Origin of the sequence: Streptomyces sp. NPDC050388 (assembly GCF_040655635.1) — a bacterium.
In the GTDB taxonomy this organism is placed as follows: Bacteria; Actinomycetota; Actinomycetes; order Streptomycetales; family Streptomycetaceae; genus Streptomyces.
Map to the genome: position 1 here is coordinate 14,748 of NZ_JBFAKH010000024.1, position 21,461 is coordinate 36,208.

At 71.0% G+C, this 21,461-nt stretch carries 20 protein-coding genes and 2 pseudogenes; 15 read left to right on the top strand and 7 right to left on the bottom strand.

Features of this window, described 5'->3' with window-relative positions; all coding sequences use genetic code 11:
- Positions 1 to 412 precede the first annotated feature (412 nt).
- The 3 genes and pseudogenes from AB0I73_RS16065 to AB0I73_RS16075 all read left to right on the top strand — a co-directional run.
- Positions 413 to 619 (top strand): hypothetical protein, encoded by a 207-nt coding sequence (locus AB0I73_RS16065; RefSeq protein WP_363037733.1) that lies wholly within the window; start codon positions 413 to 415, stop codon positions 617 to 619.
- A gap of 170 nt (positions 620 to 789) precedes the next feature.
- Positions 790 to 2,208, top strand: coding sequence for a hypothetical protein (locus AB0I73_RS16070; protein ID WP_363037735.1), 1,419 nt, complete (start codon positions 790 to 792; stop codon positions 2,206 to 2,208).
- 345 nt (positions 2,209 to 2,553) lie between these two features.
- A pseudogene (locus tag AB0I73_RS16075) lies at positions 2,554 to 2,732 on the top strand (VapC toxin family PIN domain ribonuclease); the annotation flags it as partial.
- 45 nt (positions 2,733 to 2,777) lie between these two features.
- Here the strand turns inward: AB0I73_RS16075 and AB0I73_RS16080 are convergent.
- Positions 2,778 to 4,043, bottom strand: coding sequence for an MFS transporter (locus tag AB0I73_RS16080; RefSeq protein ID WP_363037737.1), 1,266 nt, complete (start codon positions 4,041 to 4,043; stop codon positions 2,778 to 2,780).
- The gene (locus AB0I73_RS16085; RefSeq protein WP_363037739.1) at positions 4,040 to 5,422 is read right to left on the bottom strand and encodes an MBL fold metallo-hydrolase; all 1,383 of its coding nucleotides are present in this window, start codon (positions 5,420 to 5,422) and stop codon (positions 4,040 to 4,042) included. The genes AB0I73_RS16080 and AB0I73_RS16085 overlap by 4 nt, the downstream gene beginning before the upstream one ends.
- A 68-nt stretch (positions 5,423 to 5,490) precedes the next feature.
- Here AB0I73_RS16085 and AB0I73_RS16090 point away from each other — a divergent pair, with 68 nt between their 5' ends.
- The 4 genes from AB0I73_RS16090 (at position 5,491) to AB0I73_RS16105 (ending at position 9,132) form a co-directional block, all read left to right on the top strand.
- Complete coding sequence (locus tag AB0I73_RS16090) at positions 5,491 to 6,168, top strand: metalloregulator ArsR/SmtB family transcription factor (protein WP_363037741.1); 678 nt, start codon at positions 5,491 to 5,493, stop codon at positions 6,166 to 6,168.
- On the top strand, positions 6,165 to 6,482 hold the full coding sequence (locus AB0I73_RS16095) for an aminotransferase class V-fold PLP-dependent enzyme (RefSeq protein ID WP_363037743.1): 318 nt from the start codon (positions 6,165 to 6,167) through the stop codon (positions 6,480 to 6,482). Before AB0I73_RS16090 ends, AB0I73_RS16095 begins: the two co-directional genes overlap by 4 nt.
- Positions 6,479 to 7,327, top strand: coding sequence for an aminotransferase class V-fold PLP-dependent enzyme (locus AB0I73_RS16100; protein ID WP_363037745.1), 849 nt, complete (start codon positions 6,479 to 6,481; stop codon positions 7,325 to 7,327). Before AB0I73_RS16095 ends, AB0I73_RS16100 begins: the two co-directional genes overlap by 4 nt.
- A gap of 455 nt (positions 7,328 to 7,782) precedes the next feature.
- Entirely contained in the window at positions 7,783 to 9,132 is a 1,350-nt protein-coding gene (locus tag AB0I73_RS16105) for a phosphatase PAP2 family protein (RefSeq protein ID WP_363037747.1), read from the top strand.
- A gap of 226 nt (positions 9,133 to 9,358) precedes the next feature.
- On the opposite strand, the gene AB0I73_RS16110 is transcribed toward AB0I73_RS16105, so the two are convergent.
- Positions 9,359 to 9,904, bottom strand: coding sequence for a DUF4232 domain-containing protein (locus AB0I73_RS16110; protein WP_181383395.1), 546 nt, complete (start codon positions 9,902 to 9,904; stop codon positions 9,359 to 9,361).
- Positions 9,905 to 10,229: 325 nt separating this feature from the next.
- Between AB0I73_RS16110 and AB0I73_RS16115 the strand changes: the two genes are divergently transcribed.
- The 3 genes from AB0I73_RS16115 (at position 10,230) to ppk2 (ending at position 13,137) form a co-directional block, all read left to right on the top strand.
- Positions 10,230 to 11,657: a helix-turn-helix domain-containing protein gene (locus AB0I73_RS16115; RefSeq protein ID WP_363037749.1), complete on the top strand. Its 1,428-nt coding sequence runs from the start codon at positions 10,230 to 10,232 to the stop codon at positions 11,655 to 11,657.
- Positions 11,658 to 11,887: 230 nt separating this feature from the next.
- A complete protein-coding gene (locus AB0I73_RS16120; protein ID WP_363037751.1) occupies positions 11,888 to 12,130 on the top strand; it encodes a DUF6411 family protein in 243 nt (80 codons plus the stop codon).
- 32 nt (positions 12,131 to 12,162) lie between these two features.
- Positions 12,163 to 13,137 carry a polyphosphate kinase 2 gene (gene ppk2 / locus AB0I73_RS16125; protein WP_363037753.1) on the top strand — a complete coding sequence of 325 codons (975 nt, stop codon included), beginning with the start codon at positions 12,163 to 12,165 and terminating at the stop codon, positions 13,135 to 13,137.
- 149 nt (positions 13,138 to 13,286) lie between these two features.
- Here the strand turns inward: ppk2 and AB0I73_RS16130 are convergent, their stop codons facing one another.
- The 3 genes from AB0I73_RS16130 to AB0I73_RS16140 are packed head-to-tail and all read right to left on the bottom strand — an operon-like array spanning position 13,287 to position 15,435.
- On the bottom strand, positions 13,287 to 13,481 hold the full coding sequence (locus AB0I73_RS16130; RefSeq protein WP_363037882.1) for a DUF4190 domain-containing protein: 195 nt from the start codon (positions 13,479 to 13,481) through the stop codon (positions 13,287 to 13,289).
- Positions 13,482 to 13,525: 44 nt separating this feature from the next.
- The gene (locus AB0I73_RS16135) at positions 13,526 to 14,251 is read right to left on the bottom strand and encodes a 5-formyltetrahydrofolate cyclo-ligase (RefSeq protein WP_363037755.1); all 726 of its coding nucleotides are present in this window, start codon (positions 14,249 to 14,251) and stop codon (positions 13,526 to 13,528) included.
- Between the two features lie 17 nt (positions 14,252 to 14,268).
- Positions 14,269 to 15,435 carry a helix-turn-helix transcriptional regulator gene (locus AB0I73_RS16140; RefSeq protein ID WP_363037757.1) on the bottom strand — a complete coding sequence of 389 codons (1,167 nt, stop codon included), beginning with the start codon at positions 15,433 to 15,435 and terminating at the stop codon, positions 14,269 to 14,271.
- 179 nt (positions 15,436 to 15,614) lie between these two features.
- On the opposite strand from AB0I73_RS16140, the gene AB0I73_RS16145 reads away from it, so the two are divergent.
- The 5 genes and pseudogenes from AB0I73_RS16145 (at position 15,615) to AB0I73_RS16165 (ending at position 19,416) form a co-directional block, all read left to right on the top strand.
- A complete protein-coding gene (locus tag AB0I73_RS16145; RefSeq protein ID WP_363037759.1) occupies positions 15,615 to 16,154 on the top strand; it encodes an ATP-binding protein in 540 nt (179 codons plus the stop codon).
- A gap of 152 nt (positions 16,155 to 16,306) precedes the next feature.
- Positions 16,307 to 16,450, top strand: a complete 144-nt coding sequence (locus AB0I73_RS16150; RefSeq protein WP_363037761.1) for a hypothetical protein — start codon at positions 16,307 to 16,309, stop codon at positions 16,448 to 16,450.
- A gap of 15 nt (positions 16,451 to 16,465) precedes the next feature.
- Positions 16,466 to 17,649, top strand: a pseudogene (locus tag AB0I73_RS16155) (cupin domain-containing protein).
- Positions 17,646 to 18,542, top strand: a complete 897-nt coding sequence (locus tag AB0I73_RS16160) for an aldo/keto reductase (RefSeq protein WP_363037763.1) — start codon at positions 17,646 to 17,648, stop codon at positions 18,540 to 18,542. The pseudogene AB0I73_RS16155 and the gene AB0I73_RS16160 overlap by 4 nt, the downstream one beginning before the upstream one ends.
- A gap of 22 nt (positions 18,543 to 18,564) precedes the next feature.
- Positions 18,565 to 19,416 carry a phosphotransferase gene (locus AB0I73_RS16165; protein ID WP_363037884.1) on the top strand — a complete coding sequence of 284 codons (852 nt, stop codon included), beginning with the start codon at positions 18,565 to 18,567 and terminating at the stop codon, positions 19,414 to 19,416.
- Between the two features lie 559 nt (positions 19,417 to 19,975).
- On the opposite strand, the gene AB0I73_RS16170 is transcribed toward AB0I73_RS16165, so the two are convergent.
- Positions 19,976 to 21,445 (bottom strand): hypothetical protein, encoded by a 1,470-nt coding sequence (locus AB0I73_RS16170; RefSeq protein WP_363037886.1) that lies wholly within the window; start codon positions 21,443 to 21,445, stop codon positions 19,976 to 19,978.
- Positions 21,446 to 21,461: the final 16 nt, after the last annotated feature.

Sequence of the window (21,461 nt, forward strand, 5' to 3'; positions counted from 1 at the left end):
TGGAAAACCTTTGAGTCGGCGGTGGGTCGGTGTCCGGTGGGCGCGAGGCGTAGGACGTCAAGAGCTGTGCGACGGGGGGAGGACCGGGGGAGCGGCGGTACGGGGGCGTGAAGCCCCGGACGCACCGTCGGCATGGCCCGGGTCGGGCATCGTCTTCATGGAGGAACCACTTCTGCACCAGAGGTTGTTTGAAGATCGTATCTTCGATTCACCGCAACGGAAGAGTGACGTTCCGTGAACTTTCTTTGCCGCCTTCCCACTTGGGTACGCCGACCCACGGGGCGCCGGGTGCGGGACCCCTGTCGGGCGGGCAGGCAAGGGAACGGGTGCGGTGAAGGGCGACTGGCCGACGGGTCGTCAGGCGGTGTGGTGTCTCCCCGTCCTGCTTCCTGACGGGGGCGTTTTTGCCCCGTTGACTGTCGCGCTGACCGCGCAGGCGGCCGACGTCAACCTCCAGTCGCACACCTCGACCGAGGAGAAGGTCGGCAGGATCCACGCCGTCCACGAGTCCGCCGAACAGACGTCGCCCGGGAGGCCGGTGCGAAGGGGAGACCTTGACGAAGAGGCGCGCCCCGCCGTCGGGACCGCCCTCGGGGTTCCGTCGCTCCCGGCCTCGTAAGCGCTTGAGCTCTGTGCCACAAGGGAGCGAGCGCCGTCGTAGTGCCTTCGTTACCTGCGTCGTTACCTTCGTCCCCCCTTCCCCGGAGCGTCAGACCCGGGGGCTAGCCTGTGCCGATCATGGACGTAGGGGGCCGGGCCCGGTGCCCGGACGCATTGGAGGGGAAGTACATGAAGCTGAGACGCATGGCCGTCCTTGCGGCTGCCGCCGTGGTCGGCCCGACCGTCCTCACGGCCACGCCCGCACTCGCCCAGGAGAACCCGCCGGTCGAGGTGCCGGACTCCGCGTCCAAGGAGGGCGCGACCGACACCGACGTCGTCTCCGCGGGCTTCACCGAGGGCCCGGAGATCTGGATGCGGGACTGGCAGGTCCCGACGAGCTTCGAGCCCGGCGGGAGCCTGCAGGAGCTGACCGTGCTGGTCAACAACGGGGACCGTGCCTCGGTGTCCGGTTACGTTCCGGCCCTCGGCATCTCCGAGGAGACCGGCGCGCTGAAGTCCTCGCACATCACGGCCGAGGTACAGGGCTCGGACGGCAGGTGGCGTCCGGCGGCGCTTCGCCTCGACCGCGGGCCCGGGGTCTTCGAGATCGAGTTCGGGAAATTCGACGTCGCCTCCGACGAGGAGATGTACCTGAGCGTGCGGATCGGCTTCACCTCCGACGCTCCGCAGGTCCCGATCGAGCTGTACACCACCGGCCAGGGCGGCAACGCGGACGGTGACGTCGTGTCGGCCGCGAACTGGTACCAGAGCGCGATCGGTGACGCCGCGCCGGACGGCGAGGGCGGGGAAGGCGAGGTCGACGCCGAGGGTGCGAAGCTGACGCTGGACGGCGTCCCGGCCTCCGGTTTCACCGCCGGGGCCGACTGGACCGAGCTGACGATGCACGTCGACAACACCGGCCGGGGAGCCGTCGACGAGTACGGGTACGTCGTCGGTCTGAACATGACACGCGGGCTGGGACAGGGCGCCTGGCTCGAGGCCTCCCAGATCAAGATCGAGGCTTACGGCCTGGACGAGAACGGCGTCGAGGGCTGGTACCCGGTCGAGGTCGACGGGTCGGAGGAGGTCCACAGCATGAGCGTCGGCGGGCTTCCGCTCGACGCGGACGAGAAGACCGAGGTCAAGCTGCGGATGCGCTTCACCGAGGACGCGGCGCCGGGTCCTCTGAAGCTCCACACCGTCGGCTTCACCTACCACGAGGGCACAGACACGTGGTTCACGTCCGAGACGATGACCTATCCCACGAAGATCGTCGCTGCGTCCCCCGACGGAGGCAGTGAGCCCGGCGACGAAACCGGCGACACCGGTGGCGCCGGGGACGACACCACCGGTGCCACCGGGGACGACACCACCGGCAGTACCACCGGCAACGACCCCGAGCCCGCCACCGGCGGTGCTCAGCAGGTCACCGACACCGGCACCACCGGCACCACCGGCACCCCGACCACCACCGGTGGCCAGCTCGCCCAGACCGGCGCCGACGCCGCCACCACCTGGGCCATCGGCGGCGCCGCCCTCTCCCTCGCCATGGGTGCGGTCTTCGCCGCCGGCACCGGGAGGCGCCGCCGCCCCACTCAGGAGGCATAGGGTTCAGGGCGTCACGCGACCCCCTGTCGGCCCTGTCGGCCGCTGGGGGGCGTGTGGTCCCGGCAGGCCGGCCCGTGGCGCCCTGTCCCGGGCGTCGTGGTCAGTGGGGGCTCCGCGGCGGCGAGCCGCCGGGGCGTGGGCACCAGCCGGTCGAACCGGCCGTTTCGCGACGCTGTCGGGCGACACCGGAAGGGCTCGGGTCGTACGCCGTCCAGGGCGGAGGCCCGTGACGCGATTGTGGACGCGGTCGACCGGGAGGCGGGCTCCGGCCCCGCATCCCGGAACTGCCGCGTAAGCGTTGTCACTGCCGATACGTTCGGCCTCTGGCCGCCCTTGACTCGGCGCACCCGGAGCCGTGCCGTCATGCCGGAGGTCACGGAGGACCACCTGGGCGCCGCCCGGTCGGTCCGTGTCCGCCGCAGCGTGCTCGACCTGGACCTCACTGACGCGGTGAACGTGGTCCTCACCGCGGACTGTGACATCCACGCGGTCCTCCCCTCGACCGACGCGACTTCCGTGCTGTGTGTTCGCCTTCGAGGAAGGCGAGCTGCCGCGTCGCCTGTGGCGCATCACCCAGATGCTGCCCGGTGGTCGGTGATCCAGCGCGCGGCGAGCAGTCCGGACGCGGCGGTGAGGACGGCGGCCGCGACGACGGTTGCGTTCAGGCCGAGGGCGTCTGCCAGGATGCCGGCGACCAGTGCGCCGGCGGCGTAGCCGATGTCGCGCCAGAAGCGGTACGTGCCCAGGGCGTTGGCGCGCCAGGCGGGGTGGGCGTGGTCGGAGACGGAGGCGATCAGGGCCGGGTAGACCATGGCGGTGCCGATACCGAGGAACACCGCTGAGAGGATGCCGGCCAGCAGGGGGCGGTCGAGGAGGGCCAGGGCGAGGACGAAGCCGACGGCCTGGACGAGCATGCCGTAGACGATCAGCGGTTTGCGGCCGATGCGGTCGGCGAGGTGACCGGTAGGGATCTGACCGAGCCCCCACAGGATCGGGTAGAGCCCCTTGATCAGGCCGACGGCGGCGAGGCCGAGGCCGTGGTCGGTGAAGAGGAGTGGGAAGACGCCCCAGGTCAGGCCGTCATTGAGGTTGTTGACCAGGCCGGCCTGGCTGGCGCCGCGCAGGGAGCGGTTACGGAAGGAAGTGAGGGCGAAGGTCGCCTTGAGACCGATGCCTTCGTCGCTGGGCAGTGGCTTGGTGTGCTGGGCGATTTCCAGGGCGACGTGGGCGGCGGTGTCGCGGACGACCAGGGCCAGGGCGAGGCCGGCGGCGACGAAGACGACACCGATGAGTTCGGGGGTGGGGCGCAGGCCGTGGGTGGTGGCCAGGTAGCCGGTGAGCAGGGCGGTGACGCCGACCGCGGTGTATCCGGCGGCCTCGTTCAGGCCGGTGGCCAGGCCGCGGCGGGCCGGGCCGACCAGGTCGATCTTCATGTTGACGGTCATTGACCAGGTCAGGCCCTGGTTGAGGCCGAGCAGGACGTTCGCGGCGACGATCCAGCCCCAGGACGGCGCCCAGGCGAGGGCGAAGGGGACGGGGGTGCCGATCAGCCAACCGGTGACGAGGAGCTGCTTGCGGCGGAAGCGGGCGGTCAGCGCGCCGGCGGCGAGGTTGGTCATCGCCTTCGTGACACCAAAGGCGATGATGAAGGAGAAGACGGCCAGGTCGCTGGTGATGCCGAAGGTCTCGGTGCCGATGAGTGGGACGGTGGTGCGTTCCAGGCCGACCAGGCCGCCGACGCAGATGTTGACGGTGACCAGCAGGGTGAACTGGAGCCAGTTCTCCCGTAGGCCGAGGCGGACGGGCCGGGTGGCGGCCTCGGTGGTGAAGCTCACCGGGCGCTGCCTTCGGTGAGCCGGCGGCCCTGGACGGCTGCGTAGTCGGCCGGTCCGCCGTCGAGTACGGCGATGTCGGTGTGGCCCGCGCGTTCGAGGAGGCTGGCGGCGGTCATGGCGCGCTCGCCGTGCCCGCAGGCTACGACCGGCCTCACGGGGGCGTCGACGGTGTGAGCGGCGAGACCGCCGAGTTCGATGTGCACGGCGCCGGGGACGTGCCCGGCGGCGAACTCCGCTTCCTGCCGTACGTCGAGGTAGGGGCGGTCCTCGGCGCGGTCGGCGGTGACGAACGCGGTGGTGGTCTGCCGGTTGTCGTCGGCCAGCCAGGCGGTCATGCCACCAGCCAGACGTCCGGCGAGACGCTCATATCCGATCTTGTACGCCTGCCAGACGATCTCGTTCAGGTCCTGGTCGTCATCGGTGACGAAGGCGAGCGGAGCAGTGTCGGGCAGCAGCCATCCCAGCCAGGTGGCGAACTGGCCGTGCAGGGGGATGGACAGGGATCCAGGGATGTGGCCGGCCGCGTAGTCGGCTGCGGGGCGCACGTCGACGACGTATCCGCCGTCGGCTAGCAGGGACATGACCTGTTCGGCGCCGAGGGCAGGCAGCATCGGAGCGGACGTGAGGACGGCGGGGCCGCGGCGGTTGGCGTCTGCGAGCCGGTTGAAATAGGCCGGGTAGCTGCCCAGACCGTCCAGCAGTCGGCGTACGAAGGTGTTCTCGTCCGGGGCGGCCAGCAGCGGGTTGCTCTGCTTCTGCACGCCGATGGTGGAGGTGCGTTCACTGCCGGGCGGGGCCGAGCAGAAGGAGCCCGCGCCATGGGTGGGCCACACCGCGACCCTGTCCGGCAGCGTGGCGAGGCGCTCGAGTGAGCGGTACTGGGCGCGTGCCAGTTCCTCGGTCCGCTCGGATCCGAGGAGGTCGGTGCGGGCGGCGGAGTTGACGATCAGTGAGCCGCCGGTGAAGACACCGAGTTTGCGGGAGCCGTCCAGGAGCAGGAAGGACAGGTGCTCGTCCGTGTGGCCGGGAGTGGCCAGGGCCCGCAGCGTCAGGCCGCCCAGGTCGACCTCGTCGCTGTCGGACAGACCGCGGTAGGGGAAGGCGCGGTGTCCGGCGGCGGAGGCCAGTACGGTCGCGTCCTGGTCGTGGGCGAGCTGGACGGCTCCGGAGAGGAAGTCGGCATGCAGGTGGGTGTCCGCCGCGTACGCCACGGTCAAGCCGCGGCGCTCGACGGCCTCCCGCAGGGTGCGCAGGTCGCGGCCGGCGTCCACGGCCAGGGCGCGTCCGTCGCCGAGGTCGACGAGGTAGGCGCTGTTGCCCAGGCCTTCGTCGACCAGGGGTATCAGGTGGTCGTCGGCGAAGCCCATCGGGTTCTCCAAGGTTCGGATGCGAGGGGCGTGTGCCTTTACCGTCACTTACACTATTCCATGGATTTATGGAGGATGTCATGGCGGGAAACACCACGGCCGGCACGAAGGCGCAGCTGTACGACGCGTTCGCAGCCAGCGGCAAGGCGCTGGCCAGCGGAAAGCGCCTGGAACTGCTCGATCTGCTGGCCCAGGGCGAGCGCACGGTCGACGCGCTGGCCAAGGCGGCAGGGCTGAACCTGACGACGGCCTCGGCGCATCTGCAGATCCTCAAGCAGGCCGGTTTCGTCGCCACCCGCCGTGAGGGCGTGCGCATCCACTACCGGCTCGCCGGCGACGACGTGGCCCGGCTGTTCGCGCTGCTGCGCAAGGTCGCCGAAGCCCACCAGGCAGCCGTACCCACAGCCCGGGACGCTTACCTCGGGGAGGGCGGCGCAGGGGAGGTCAGCCGCGAGGAGCTGCGCGCCCGCGTGGCGGCCGGGGATGTGGTGGTGCTGGACGTCCGGCCGATCGAGGAGTACCTCGCCGGACACATTCCCGGCGCGCGCTCCATTCCGGTCGACGAACTGGCCGACCGGATCAATGAGTTGCCCGAGGAGACGGAGATCGTCGTGTACTGCCGCGGCGAGTACTGCGTGCTCGCCTACGACGCCGTGCGGCTGCTGACCGGTCGCGGACGGCGGGCGATCCGCCTGGACGACGGCATGCTGGAGTGGCGCCTGGCCGATCTGCCCGTCGATGCCGGGGACCTGGCATGACCGGCAGCTCCGTGCCGGGACATCCGGGGCCGGCCGGTGGGCCGGTCCACCTGGACTACAACGCCACCACGCCCGCCGATCCACGGGTCGCGGAGGCGATGGCGCCGTATCTGACGGACTTCTTCGGCAACCCCTCCAGCAGCCACCCCTACGGCGCCGAGCCGAAGGCTGCCCTGTCGGCGGCCCGCGCGCAGGTCGCCGGCCTGATCGGTGCCCGCCCGGACGAGATGGTGTTCACCGCCTCCGGTTCTGAGGCGGACCTGCTCGCGCTGCGCGGCGCGGTCCTCGCCTCCGGCCGCCCCGCCCACATGTGATCACGCAGGTCACCGAGCACCCGGCGGCCCTGGAGACCTGCCGTGTGCTGGAGCGCCTGCACGGCGTACGCGTGACCGTGCCGCCGGTCGACCGCGACGGCTTGGTCGACCCCGCCGCGCTGGCCGCCGCGCTCACCGACGACACGGTGCTGGTGTCGGTGATGGCTGCCGACAACGAGACCGGAGCCCTCCAGTCGATCACCGAACTCGCAGTACCGGCCCATGAGTTCGGCGCCCTGTTCCACTGCGATGCCGCCCAGGCGGTAGGGAAGGTCCCCCTCGATGTCTCGGTGCTGGGCGTGGACCTGCCCACCCTGGTCGGACACAAGATGTACGCCCCGAAGGGCGCTGCCGCGCTGTACGTGCGTGACGGCGTGAACCTTGAGCCGGTCGTCTACGGCGGCGGACAGGAGCGCGGGCTGCGTGCCGGGACGGAGAACGTAGCCCTGGGCGCCGCCGCACAGCTCGCCGCAGCCGAACTCGCCGACGGCGCATCCGCCCGGATCGCAGGTCTGCGCGACGACCTCCACCAGCGACTGGCAACGGCTCTGCCGGCCCGCCTCCACCTCAACGGCCCCGAGAAGGAGTGCCTGCCGAACACGTTGAACGTCAGTGTCGACGGAGTCCTCGGAAACGAACTCCTCTCCGCCATACCCGAGATCGCCGCCTCCACCGGTTCGGCCTGCCACAGCGGCACCCACATTCCTTCCCCGGTCCTGACCGCCATGGGCTTGGACAGCAAGCAGGCGCTCGGAACGTTGCGGTTCTCCCTGGGGCGCTGGACTGCGACGGCCGACATCGAGACGGCTGCAGACGCACTCACCAGGGCGGCTGCCGCGCACTGACCGGGCCCGACTGCCCGGCAGGGAACCGACGAAGAGCAGGAGAGGCGTGACCGACTCCACCGTGCAGGAACTGCCGGGTCGGCTCGTCGACCTCCTCCGCGCTCGGCTTCGCTCGCGTGGGGGACCCCGATGACCACTCGTGACGACACGGCCAACTCGTCCCGCTCAAGGACGTGACGGCCGCCCACGCCGTCGGTGACATCACCGTCACCACTCTTGCACCGCGGGTTTCCACGGGCGTCGCCCGCGACGGCGACGGACCCGTCGCAACCCGGGCTGTGCTCTTTCCGTCTTGCTTCGACGGGCGGCTCTTCGTGGAGGGAAAGCGGTTCCGGCCGGAAAGGAACAAGCGAAACTTGCCCTGACATGATCAACGTCTGACAAAGAAGCCAGAAGTGAGACACATGCCACCACGGGACTTTTCGCGAATAGACCAGAGAACCGCGTTCTCTGCGATGCGTCGACCACGGGCGAGACTCTGGGCCGTGGCGGGTGTCGCGGCCCTCGGACTCCTCGTCCTGATGGAGTTCACCGCGCGTCGCCACGGCCTGCCGGGGCCGATCGCCGGCCAGGTGCGGGAGCTGGTGTTCGCCCCCAAGTCGGGCGGCTTGCTGTACGCCGCCATGGCGTTGATGACGGTGGTCCTCACCTGGCGGCAGCGGTTTGTCGCGGTGGGTGCGGCGATCGGCATCGACGTCGCCTTCTGGCTGGTCCGGTGGGCGACGGACGCCGGGACGACCGGCGGCCACCCCTTCGGCAACGGCGCGCTGTGGGTGATCCTGGGCCACGCGGTCGTCGCGGTCACTCGCCGCACCGGCCGGGAACGCGTCCTGCTGCTGAAGGGCGTCGGGCTGGGCCTGCTGCTGGTGGCCGGCCGCAAGACCGGCGACACCTGGCTGCTCATCACCTCGAAGACCCGCCCGACGGTGCTCGACCAGTACGTGGCGACAGCCGATCACGCGCTGGGCGATCCGTCGTGGCTGGTGGGCCGGATCGTCACCGCCACCGGCCCCATCGGCTTCAACCTCCTCGACATCGTCTACGGTCAGCTCGCGGTGGCCGCGGTCGTCGTCGCGCTGTACCAACTGCGCGGCGTGGCGGTCGAGCGCCGCTTCCCGGGCCATCACCTGGTGCGCACCTTCCTGGTGATCGGACTCCTCGGGCCGGCCTTCTACATGGTCTTCCCGGTGGTCGGACCGCTCTTCGCCTACGGCGCCGGCACCGATCACTGGGCGGCGGTCAGCCTGTGGGCGCCGGACATTCCGTCCAGCGAGCACTGGGCGGTGGCCGACCTGTGGCCGCGGACGCCGCCGCCGATCGACACCCCGCACCCCATGCCGTTCGACGGGATCACCCCGCGGAACTGCATGCCCAGCCTGCACACGGCGTGGGCTGCCGCGCTCTTCATCCACACCCGGAAGGGCCCGCGCGTCCTGCGGTACGCGGGAACGTTCTGGCTGATCGCCACGCTCGCCGCGACGCTGGGCTTCGGCTACCACTACGGCGTGGACCTCATCGCCGGCGTGGTGTTCGTGCTCACGGTCGAGGCGGCTCTGCGGTCGTTCGACCGCGGCTGGGACCGATCGGGGATCCGGCTGGTCGCTCACGGAGCGGCGGTCTTCGCCGCGCTGTTGCTGTCCTACCGCTTCCTGCCGTTGGAGATGGCCGAGCACCCGTGGGTGTCCGGGCCCCTGCTCGTGCTGGCGATGACCTCCGTGATCCACGGCTACGTACGGACCACCGCGGCGTGGGAACCGGGGGCCGCACCGGCGCGACGACCGGAACCGCAACCGGAACCGATCTGAACCGTGTCGCACCGGGTCGCCAGCTGCGCGCTCCTTGTCGACGGGGGTGCCGCGGGTGGCAGTCGGTTCGCCCACGGGACCCGGCTGAGGTGCGCCGCTGACGGCCGAGGCCGGATTGCCGTTCACGAGGATGTGAGGGCCGGCCGGGGGCGCCCCCTCCTCGTGCCGACCTGCGCCGCCCGGCGGTGAGGCCGGACGGCGGTTGTGTCGTGGGACGTCAGGGCGGCTACCAGGAGAGGGCGTCCGCCGCGTTGTCCTGCCAGTAGGTGACGGTGGCGGCGCTGTTGAAGAAGACACCGCCGTTCGGCAGCTTCAGGGTCTTCTCCTGGTCGGTCGCGTTGCCCTTCTTGTCGGCGAGGAACACGCCCAGGGTCTTCGCGGTGCTGCCCCCTTCGCCGTCGGGGGAGAACGTCGTGATGCCCGCGTAAGCGGACTGACCGGGCTCGAGCACCACCACGGACTGCGGCGTGGTCTCCCGAGCCCACGGCAGCGGGGCCTGGGCGTCGGTGCCGGCCCTCAGGTAGGGGGCGCTGTAGGCGTAGCAGGGCTTGGTGCCGGTGTTGGTGGCCTTGAGCAGCAGGTGGTTGATCGGGCGGGGCGCCTCGGTGACGGTCAGCTTGGTGTTCGCCGTGGTGCAGGTGACGGCCGAGGAGGCCTTCGCCGTGGCGGCGGAGGCCGCTTGCCCGGCGGTCTGGAAGCCGACGAGCGCGAGGGTGGCGGCGACGACCATGGAGGCGGTCGTGCGAGAGGCGAAACGAGTGGCGATACGCATGAGTGGACTGCTTTCTCTGAACATCAGGAAGATGATTTTTTGGTGGTGAACCGTGTCGGTCGGCTGACCGGCCGACCGGTTTTGTCCTGGCCGTGCCGTGTGGCGGGAGTGCGGGTGGGCACGCCGGAAGGGCGGCCCGTGAAAGGGGAATTGAGCGGGGCGGATCACCGTGTCCGGCGAAGCGCCGTGCTTGGATGGCCCAAGGCTGTGCCATACGGCGTCCCCTTCGCCATTCCATCGGGAGTTTTGGGACGCTGGGATGCGTGACCGGCTCTGACCTGGGGAAACGTGACCTTCGTGGGATGCCGAACGGAATGGGGGACCGGTGGGGGCGGCTGAGGAGATCGCTGATTTCGCGGCGCTGCTGCGCGAGTTGAAACAGCGATCCGGACTGAGTTACGAGGCCCTGGCGAAGCGGGCGCACATGAGTACCTCGACGCTGCACCGGTACTGCAAGGGGGAAAGCGTGCCGGCCGACAACGCGGCCGTCTCCCGCTTCGCCCAGGTGTGCCGGGCGACTCCCGAGGAACGGGTCGAGTTACACCGGCGCTGGGTCCTGGCGGACGCGGCACGGGAACGCGCCCGGCGGGCCACGGCGGACACGGAGCCGGGCTCCACGGACCGGTCCGGAGCGCCCGCGCCCGGCCCGGGCCCGGAGCTCCACTCCGCGCAGGCACGCACGGGGGACCGACCCCGGCCGGAGGTCGTGCCGGGCACCCCGCCCGCGCCCGTACCCCCACCCGCAACCGCGCCCACTTCCATGAGCGATCCCGGGGGCCCTTCCGAGTCCGCCACCGAACCGGCGCCAAAGGCGGCTGCCCCGACTCGCCGCACTCCGGCGCCCCTTTGGACCGCCCGCAGGCGGTGGGCCCTGATCGCGGCGGGCACCGCCGTCGTCGTCGCCGTGTCCACCGCGCTCACGATCGGCCTGAAGGACGGGGGGACGGAGCCGGCGGAGAACGGCCGGCCGGCCGACACCGTGACCTCCTCCGAGGAACCGGCCTCCTCCGCCACCACGCCGCGCCCGGCGGGGCCCACGTCCCCCTCCGCGCACCCCGGCCGCTCCCCGGCCCCGGACCCGGTCCCCGGAACGCCCGACACCGAACCGTCGGCACGCAGCACCGACACGGGCCGTGCCCAGGACAGCGACGAGGTCCCGCTCACGGTGAGCACCCGCACCTATGCCTGGGACGACCCGCAGTGCGAGGGGAAGTACCTGATCGACCGGCCCGCCGACGAAGTCTCGCCGCCGGTGATGGGGCAGGACGTGCCGGGCTGGGTGAAGGCGCACGGCGCCGTCGCCGCCGACCGGCAGCGGGTGGCGCTGACCGTCCAGGGCACCGGGGACGAAACCGTCGTCATCGAGTCCCTGCACGTCCGCGTGGTCAGCTCGGGCGCGCCCCCGGCCTGGAACGCGTACTTGGGGTCGTCGGGCTGCGGCGGAGGCGTGGAGACGAGGTCGTTCGACACGGACCTCGACGCCGGTCACCCCGTCGTCGTGCCGAAGGCCGGCCAGCGCGGTTTCCCCTACAAGGTCAGCCGGTCCGATCCCGAGGTGCTGTACATCACCGCCCGTGCCCGGACCCACGATGTGAACTGGTACGTGGAGCTGCAGTGGTCCAGCGGCGGCCGTCAGGGAACCACACGGATCGACGACCACGGAAAACCGTTCCGCACCAGCGGCAGCCAGGGCCGGCCCGTCTACGAGCACCTGGTCGGCGGCACCGAATGGTTCAGCGTGGCGGAGAACTGATCCCCAGGACCTCGACACCGAGCCGGGTGAGGATCTCCTGCACCTGCCGAGCACGGTCGTCGACGCGGTCGTCGACCGTCCCGGCGAGGAACCCGCCGGGACCGAGAGCTGACTCGGGCGGCGCAGCCGGGGAGCGCGCAGCGGTTCCCCGGTCCGGAGCCTTCGCTGCTCACATGTGCGGGGCGGGACGGGGCATCTGTATGTCCGTCCACCAGCGAAGGGAGCCGAGCATGGTAGTCGTCGCCGTCATCGCCGTGTGTGTGGTCCTGGCCGTCCTGGCCTTCCTCGTTCCCCGTCTCTCCCGCCGTCCCGAACGCGGCACGCAACGTACGCTCGGTGCCGGGGCGCGGGTCGGCGGCAAGGCGCCCGGCATCCTGGGCCGGCTCTTCAGCAAGCCCTTCCACACCGGTTCGCGTGCGGTGAGCCGCAGCAGTTCGGCAGGCCGCCGCTTCCGCGGCCGCATGCCCTTCTGACCGGCTGCGCGAACCGAGCGGGGAGCCAGGTGATGAACGCCGAAGACGTCGAAGACGCCGAAGACGGGGACAGGCTGCTGGACGGGCTGACTGTGGATGCCAGTCGGCGGGAGCAGCCGATCGTGCTGGACGCGGACGGGCGTCCCCTCCGGACATGGCGGGAGAACCATCCGTACGACCGCAAGGTGAGCCGCAAGGAGTACGAGCGGACCAAGCGCATCCTGCAGATCGAGCTGCTCAAGCTCCAGCGGTGGGTCAAGGACACCGGCGCACGCCTGGTCGTCGTGTGCGAGGGGCGTGACGCGGCGGGCAAGGGCGGCACGATCCAACGGCTCACCGAGCGGCTCAACCCGCGTGGCGCACGCGTGGTCGCCCTCGACAAACCCACCGAGCGCGAGACGGGCCAGTGGTACTTCCAGCGGTACGTCGCGCACCTGCCGACGGCCGGGGAGATCGTCTTCTTCGACCGCTCCTGGTACAACCGGGCCGGCGTGGAACGCGTGATGGGATATTGCTCCAAGGACGAGTACGAGCTGTTCCTCGACCAGTGCCCGGCCTTCGAGCGGATGCTGGTCGACGACGGCATCCTGCTGGTGAAGTTCTGGTTCTCCGTGTCCCGCTCCGAGCAGCGCACGCGCTTCGCGATCCGGCAGGTCGACCCGGTGCGCCAGTGGAAGCTCTCGCCCACCGACCTGGCGTCGCTGGACCTCTGGGACGACTACACCGAGGCGAAGGTCGACATGTTCCGCGCCACGGACACCGCCCACGCCCCCTGGACCGTCGTCAAGAGCAACGACAAGCGGCGCGCCCGGCTGGAGACCATGCGCAGTCTGCTGTCGCGCATCGACTACGCCAGCAAGGACGATGAAGCGGTCGGCACACCCGACCGCCTCATCGTCGGCGCCGCCGACACCCTTCTGGAGCCCGGTGAGGAGGACACCGCCCTGTCACCCACTCCGTTGTCCCCCGGCGCCGAGGGGCCCGGCAAGCACCCCGGGACCGACTGACGCCACGGGCCGTGAGGTTCCCCGAGATGCGGGGAGGCGGCGGCCTGATGGGGCGGATCGCCCGGTTCCCCGCATTCCGCGGACCGGCACGCCGCCCTCGGCGGCCACCCACCCGTCAGCCGCGTCGACAACGCCGCGGGTCAGTACACCTAGCCGCCCACGTACCAGCTGAATCCGCCGTTGCTGGTGGCGACGGCCAGGAGCACGAGCCAGAGGACCACGTCGACGACGCCGAGGATGATGCCGGCCTTCGCCATTCCGGCGCCGTTCCTGACTGCCGCCTGGCGGCGGGCGACGGCACCGAAGACGATGGCCAAGGGGCCCAGAACGATGTTCAGTGGGATTCAGGCGTCTGTCCGGTCCCGGGAGATGCTTGACACTTCGGTGGTCAGACACCCTGCCGAGCCGCGAGTGCCGGGATTGCGGCGATCTTCTCTGCGGTGAGGGCCGACCAGTCGACTCCTGCCGGGCGGTGGGGGTTCGGGCAGGTGATGGTTTCGTCGGGGGTCACGATCAGGTCGACGCCGACGTCGTGCCCGGTGGTGGGGATCGGGGTGTCGGTCACCTGGAGGGCGTGGACGGTGGTGACGACAAGGGTCTCCGGCGTCACCAGGCCGGCCTCGGTGAGCAGGGCGAACTCGATGTCGGAGTAGCCGGCGCCCTTGCCGATGCGGGCGCCGTCGCGGTGGACGGCGACGCTGCCGAGGATGATCAGGTCCAGCGGTCGGAGGGCGTCGACCTCGACGGTGGGGGCGATGGCGGCGGCGGTGCGGCCGGCCGCGGCCTCGGCGGGTGGGACGGTGAGGTTGGCTGGGTCGAGGAGGTAGAAGGGCTTGGGGGTGGCCAGCTTCGGGACCGCCATGTAGACGGTTTTGCCCTCCTCCAGGGCCCGCGCCCGGACCGGGAGCTGGGCCTTGTCCGGTACGGATTTGACGACGCTCGCGCGCTGCCAGGCCGGGAGTGCCGCGAGTCGGGCCGCGGCTTGTTCGGCGCCCTTGAAGTGGGGGATACGGCCGTGGACGGAGGGGTCGTGGACGGCGTCCGCAGCGGTCAGGGCGTCCCAGACCTGCGTGCGTACCGCCTGCTTGGCGCGGTCCAGGGAGTTGGCTGCCACCGGTGTCTCCTTCTCTCCTACGCTGCCGTCATCAGGCCGAGCAGTCTGTCGTGGACCTCTGCGACGAGGGGTTCCTGTCGCCAGGGGCGCAGTTCGCGGGCGGCTCCGAAGACGATGTTCATGCCGCCGCCTCCGCGTGTGGTCTCCAGCTCGGCGATGGCCTCGGTGAGGCTGGCCACCCCCGCCTCGACATCGCGTTGACGGATACGGGCGAGCGTAAGGTTCCCCAGCACGATCGCGCGTGACTTTCGCCTGTCCCGTAGCTTCTCCGCCGTGCTGGCCAGCAGGGTTTCGGCCCGTCGGTGGTCTCCGAGGGAGAGGTAGCAGGAGCCTGCGAGGCGGCCGAACTGGGTGGGCGACACCAGGTCGGCGGCTGCGTCGCTGCCGTCCGCGTGGTCGAGGTGGCGTTCTGCGCGGGAGAGAGCGCGTTCGCAGTCCGAGGTCGACCGCAGTATGGCGTGTGCCTCGGCGACGTGCAGGAGCGCCAGTCCGGTCAGGGCGGGGCTCGTGCGCTCGGCGGTTTCGGCTGCCTGCTCCGCGAGCGCGAGCCCTGCCTGCGCGTCGTGTGCGCCGTACAGCGCGACGTAGCAGGTGCGCAGTAAGGCATGGGCTTCGAGAGTGGTGTCCCGTAGGTGGCGGGCGAGGTCGGCGCTCTGCTCGTAGTACGTCTTCGCGGTGGTGTGGTCGCGCCGCTGGGAGGCGTCCCAGACCAACTGCCCCATGAGGGTGCACGCGTCGGCGTGCAGGGCGTGGAGTTCCCTCTGGACGCGTCCGCGGGCGGAGCCGGCGGCGAACTGGTCGATGCGGTTGAGATGTGCTGCTGCTTCTGCGATGAGGCCGGCCGAAGGCACATGGTCGTAACGAGCGGCGCAGTCGTCGAAGCGCGTACGAAGGGTGGCGACGGCGGGCAGATCGATGCGGTCCGGATGAAGCATCACGTAATCGAGGGCGTCCTGTTCCTGCGTGCCACCTGGTAACCGTGCGGTCAGCAGGTCATTGAGGCCCTCGGCATTGACGCGCAGAAGGCGGGCCAGCCGTGGACGCATCCAGGGCTGCGGGGCGGTGCGGCCTGATTCCCAGCGGGTGATGGTGGAGCGGTCCACCTGCATGTGCTCGGCGAGGGCCTCTTGGGTGAGGCCCACGGTTCGGCGGCGCGCTGCGAGGCCGTTGCGGTGGTACGTCATGACGTTGTCTCCCCGTCTCGCCTGCCTTGCCGAGGATGTGCGGCTGCGGGATTTCCCCAGGTGAGGTGCGGGTGTGACGCACGGATGCCGCATTGGTGCGTCCATTGTGCTCTGGGCGTTGTCGGCCGTGGGCGGTTGTGTGGAACCCCGACGCACACCGCCAGGAAGGTTCGCCCTCCATGACGTTCCGAACACCCGCTCCGAAGTCCTCATCCTTCCGTGTCCCGTCCGACATCGGCTCCGTGCCTTCCGCTCGTCACAGGGTTGTCGCGATCGTCCGTACCTGGGACTTGCCGCTCGCGGAGGACACGGTCGAGACGCTGGAGCTGCTGGCCGGTGAGGTGATCGCGAACGCCGTGGTGCACACGGGGGAGGGCTGCCAGGTCACGATGAGCTGGGACGGGACCCGCGTGCGCCTGGAAGTCGAGGACGCGGAAGGCTGCCTTCTCCCGCAGCGGGCGCCGGCCGACCTGGACGAGGAGAGCGGGCGCGGACTGCTGTTGGTCGCCGGCCTTGCCCAGAGGTGGGGTGTCCGGCCGACCCCGGGCGGAAAGGCGGTCTGGTTCGAGGTCGGCAGTTGCTCGCCTTCGCCGTCCCACCCGTCTCCCGCCGCACGCGAAAGCGATCTTTCGTTCGGGGGTGCTCGGCAGCCGGTGGCGGTTGCCGAGCCGGGATGCGGCGTGCTCAGCGGCTCCCGTGCGCATGTCACTGCCACCTGATCACTGACCACCTGACTTCGGATGCATGAGTCCCGAAGTCAGGTACAGGCGCCTCCGGCCGGGCCGCCACCGCCTGGTGGGGCGGCTGGAGACGCCATGACCAGGGAGCGGGCAACCGGCTCGCTTCCGCCCACACCGAAGGAGACACAGCCATGCCCGAGCAGAACGTCACCACGAACGGTGGTCCGGAGGACCACGGCCTGCTGGTCGCCCGCCGCCGGATCGCCGCCGCCCGCTCGCGGGCCGAGCAGCCCTCGGACGGCGGTTCCACCGGCCGTTCCGACGGCAACGACTGAGAAGGGCCGCAACCGATGACCACCGACGTACCCGCGGTGGTCGCGCACCTGGGCGAGGACTTCCTCGCCCAGGTGTACGGCCGCACCTACCGCCACTTCCCCGGCGAGCCGGGTCGCTTCGGCGGCCTGCTCGGCTGGGACGATCTGAACGCCCTGCTCACCCACCACCGGCTCGAACCGCCCCGCCTGCGCCTCTCGGCGGGCGGCGAGGCGCTTCCCCAGCACGCCTACTCGGTTCCGGTCACCACCCGTCGCAGCACCGTGTGGCACCGGCTCAAGCCCGCCGAACTGCACCGCCACCTCGCCGAGGGCGCCACCCTCGTCCTGGACGCGATCGACGAGTTGCACCCGGGCGTCGGCCACCTCGCCCAGGAACTGGAACGACATCTGCGTACCGGCATCCAGGTCAACGCCTACGCCTCCTGGACCCCCGAGGAAGGCTTCGGAGTCCACTGGGACGACCACGACGTGCTCGTCCTCCAGCTCGACGGCGCCAAACGGTGGCGCATCCACGGTCCCACGAGGCAAGCCCCGCTCCACCGGGACACGGACGTCCCCGAACCGCCGCCGAACGAGCCGCTCGTCGAACTGGTCCTGCACGCAGGAGACATGCTGTACCTGCCGCGCGGTTGGTGGCACGCGGTCGCCGCTTCCGAAGGCGTCCACTCCCTCCACCTCACCTGCGGCATGCAGACGGCGACCGGAGCCGACCTCCTCCAGTGGCTCTCCGAGGACCTGCGCCGCGAAACGACCGTGCGCAGCGACCTGCCACGCTTCGGGACCGAGGAAGAGAAGGCGGACTTCGTGCGGTCTCTCGGCGACCTCGTCATGAAGGAGTTCGAGGACGGGACGCTGCTCGACCGCTTCCTCACCATGCGGGACGTCACCGACCGGGCCCGCCTCGTGCCCTCCCTGCCGTACGTCGAGGGCGTACCGCCCGACCCCGCCGTCGTCGTACACCTGGTGACCGCTCGCGCCCGGCTGCACAGCGACAGAGAGGGCCACGCGGTGCTGAGGGCAGGGGGAGAGGAATGGACCTTCTCCCCGCAGGCCGCGCCCGTGCTGTCCCTCCTCGTGGACGGAGGCCACCACGCCTGGACGCACTCGCCCGAGCGGCCGGACTGCGCGTCGGGCAGGTGGCGCTGCTCGTGAGCGAACTGGTGGACGGCGAGGTCGCGGCCGTGGGGAGGGCTGGATGAGCGCCCGACTGGCGGCTGGGACGTACCGGTGCCGTGACGTGTCCCAGTCGGTGGTTGCGGCCGTGGACGCCGGGGTGGCATGGATCGACACGGCGCCGAACTACGCGTCCGGTACGGCCGAGGCATCTCTGCGGCCGGTCCTCGACGCGTGTCCACAGGTACGTGTCTCGACCAAGGTCGGCTTCGTGCCCGACTCCGACCGGCAGGCCGCTCGGGACGCCGGGATGCCGCCGTACGACCGTGAACAAGGCCACTGCCTGGCTCGCCCCTACATCGCCTGGCAGCTCGCCCGCAGTCGAGCCCGCCTCGGCCGCGTCCCGGACCTGGTCTTCGTCCACAATCCGGAACACGGCCGGACGGACCGGGTCGATCTGTCGCGGACGCTGACCGAGGCATTCGAGGAACTGGAGAGCGCGGCGGACGCCGGCCAGATCGGCGGTTACGGCGTCGCCACCTGGGCGGGCCTGTCGAGCGGCATGTTCACCATCCCTGAACTCACGGCACTTGCGGAAACCGTGGGCGGGCTGCACCACCGCTTCCGAGCTGTGCAGCTCCCGGTCTCACTCATTCGACTCGCCGTGGTGGCGGACGCACTCGACGGGCGTGGAGCACTGGTGGAGGCACGTGAAGCGGGGTTCGATGTCTTCGCATCGGCCCCGCTCGGAGGCGGCGAGCTCCTCGGCGCGATGACGGAGGAACTGGTGCGCGTCATCGACCCCGCCGCCTCTCCGGCGCAGGCCGCGCTCTTGGTAGCCCTGTCGGCTCCCGGGGTGTCGCGTGTCCTGCTGTCGTCGAGCACACCGGCACACTGGGCCGACGCCCTGGGTGCTGCGGCCTGCGAGCCCTTGTCGCCCGATCGCCTGAGAAAGGTCATCGATGTCCTTGGAACCTGACGATCCCGAGGTCGCCGCGCACATGCGGAGGGCTCATACCGTGGCGTGCGGCTTCCTCGGGGCGGTCCTGGACGCTCGGCCGTCCGGCGGAGGCACGCAGGAGGCGTGGGGGTGGAGGGGACGCACGCTGGGCCGACCCGTCACCGGGCCCTACGGGCCGGCATGGCTGCGCGTCGTCCACAGCCCGGTGGACAAGGCGAGCGGCAAATTGTGGACGGGTCCGGAGGATGCCGAGCAGTTGGTACCCCGGCAGGTGCCGCGCCCTCGTCTGCGTCTCGTACGGCAGTGGACAGAGGGGGAGGGGGCGTACAAAGCAGAGCTGTATGACCTTGTCGCCGACGGAACTCTTTCGTCCACTCCGGTACTTGCTGCCCAGCCCCGCCTGACAACAGCCTGGTGGGATGGTCTCCGTAAGGCCCTCGACCGCCTCTCGGCGGTTCGCACCGACCGGACGGCCGTACGCCGGGCATACCTGGATCGCGCCATGCCGAAGTACCTCGCTTTCCTCGGCCGCGGGGTGCCCACGACTCCGCCCGCATGGTCCACCTCACACGGTGACCTGCACTGGGCCAACCTCGCCGGTCCCGAACTGGGCATCCTGGACTGGGAAGGCTGGGGCACCGCCCCGACCGGCTATGACGCAGCCCTCCTGCACGCCTACAGCCTCACGGTGCCGGAGACCGCCGGGCGCGTCCGCCGGGAACTTTCCACCGTTCTCGACAGTGAGGGCGGGCGCTTCGCGGAGCTGGTGGTCATCACCGAACTCCTGCAGAGTGCCGAACGCGGGGACAACCTGGAACTCGTTCCCGCTCTGCGGCAGCGGGCGAAAGAGGTCTGGCACCGGATGACGGCCGGCGGGGCGATCGGCCTCTGAGCCGCTCACCGCCGGGTCGGGGGGAGGCCGGACGACCCCGGGCAGGCAACGCTGATCCATCAGGCCGAGGCCCGGCCACGGGAGGCCGCCGCCTGGCTCGTTGACCTTGTGCGGGTCGAACGTGCGAAGCACCACACCGGCGACCACGCGCACCGCAAGGGGGAGCCACCGGAGGGCCAATGGTGCGGTTGTGGTGCACGCACCGCCGACCGGTCTGGACGACAAAGAACCCCCGGGTCGCTGACCTGGGCCTTCTGCGTGGAGCGAGTGACGAGAATCGAACTCGCGCTCTCAGCTCGGGAAGCGACGGCGCCTGCGCGGCCAGATGGGCGCTGGCCTGCGTCGATTCGCTGCGCTGACGCTGTTTCACGGGTCCGGTCGCACCGCTGTTGACCGTGGTTGTCCGCCCTTACGGGCATGGATGGAGGCACGGCCTCGAACTGTGCCGCTCGGCATTCCCCTCTTGCTGGTGGGGAGCTGTACCGGCGGCACGTCGACAGCCGCCCCCGGCCGTCACGGCGATTGCCATGGCTTCAGGCTTCCGCATCCTCGGGAGCGGTCACCACCGGGTGAACAGCAGGTGGTTGAGGAGCAGGGCGAGCAGCGCCTGGGCGGTGAGCCAAGCGCGGACGGGGGTCCCTCCTGCTCGTGGGGGTCCCCCCTGTTCGAGCAAAGTCGAGAACTTGGGGGAGGAGCCGGAAGCTTGGGGGAGGGTGAGGAATGCGCACGCCGGGAGCAGCCACAGGGTGAAGGGCAGCCAGATGCGTTCCGTCTCCGCCTTGCTCATGCCGGACAGGTCGGCGACCAGCAGGGCGAGGAGTGCGGCGGACACGAGGAGTGCGAGACGGGCCTCGGCCGCCTGGCCGGTGCCACCGCGACGGCGCCGGAGGAGCACCGCACCGGTCCGCCGCAGGCCCGCCGCCGTCGCCAGGCCCGTGACGAGCACCGCACCGGTCCGCCGCAGGCCCGCCGCCGTCGCCAGGCCCGTGACGAGCACCGTGCAGGCGAGGTTGGCCCACACCCAGTAGCCGTAGGGGCGGATGCCGCCCACGCCCTGGTGGTAGCGCGTGACCAGCAGGCGGTACGCCTCCCACCAGTCGAACCCGGCGAGCGTGAACGCCGTCGGGACCACCGCCAGCCCGGCGAGCAGGGGCACCAGCAGGGCGGGGCGCCCCCGGACCCCGTGTCGGCCGAGCACCATGACCGCCGCCGCGATCAGCGCGACGAGCGTGAGGCCGTACGACAGGTAGCAGGCCAGGCCGAACAGCAGCCCGGACGCCCCCGCCCACCACGGGGACCGCCCGGTGACCGCCAGGGCGAGCAGCGCCACCGCCCACGCGGCCACCGCCGCGAAGTACGCGTCGGCCGAGGTGCCCATCCACACGGCGGCCGGGGCCAGGACGACGAAGGGCGCCGCCCCTCGCGCGAGTCCCTCGCCGGTCAGGGCGCGGACCGCGACCAGCACGGCCACGCAGGCCGTCGCCCCGACGGTGACGCACCACATCCCGGCCCAGCCCCCGCCCCGCAGCCCGATCCGGTCGAGCAGGACGAAGGTGAGCGTGGCCGCGGGCGGGTGGCCGGCGGTGTGGGCGGGCCAGTGGTCGGGGGAGCTGAGCAGGATGTGCCCGGTGAAGCCCCGCAGTGCCGCCGGGATGTCGTGGAAGCGGTCGATGACCGGGAGGTACTCGTGAGGGGTGGTGAGCCGGCCGGCGATGCCCCGCTGCCAGCCGTCGACCAGGGCGAGGGAGCAGGTCCACGCCGTGGCCGTGCCCCACGTCAGGGGCAGCAGGGCCCGCCAGGGGAGGCGGGCCGCGAGGACGGGGCCGTACGCCACGGTGGCGATCGCCACCAGGACGGCCGCCGGAGTTCCGGGGCCGAGGTGGGGGTTCCAGGACGCCAGCAGTGGCGGCCAGTCGGCGAACAGCGTACGGCTGGTCCCCTGGATGTGGCGGCCGACCAGCACGGCCGTCGTCACGAGCAGCACGGCGGCCCCGGCCGCGCACAGGTCACGGCTCGGGCCACGGGGCACGCCGGAGTGCTCGGTG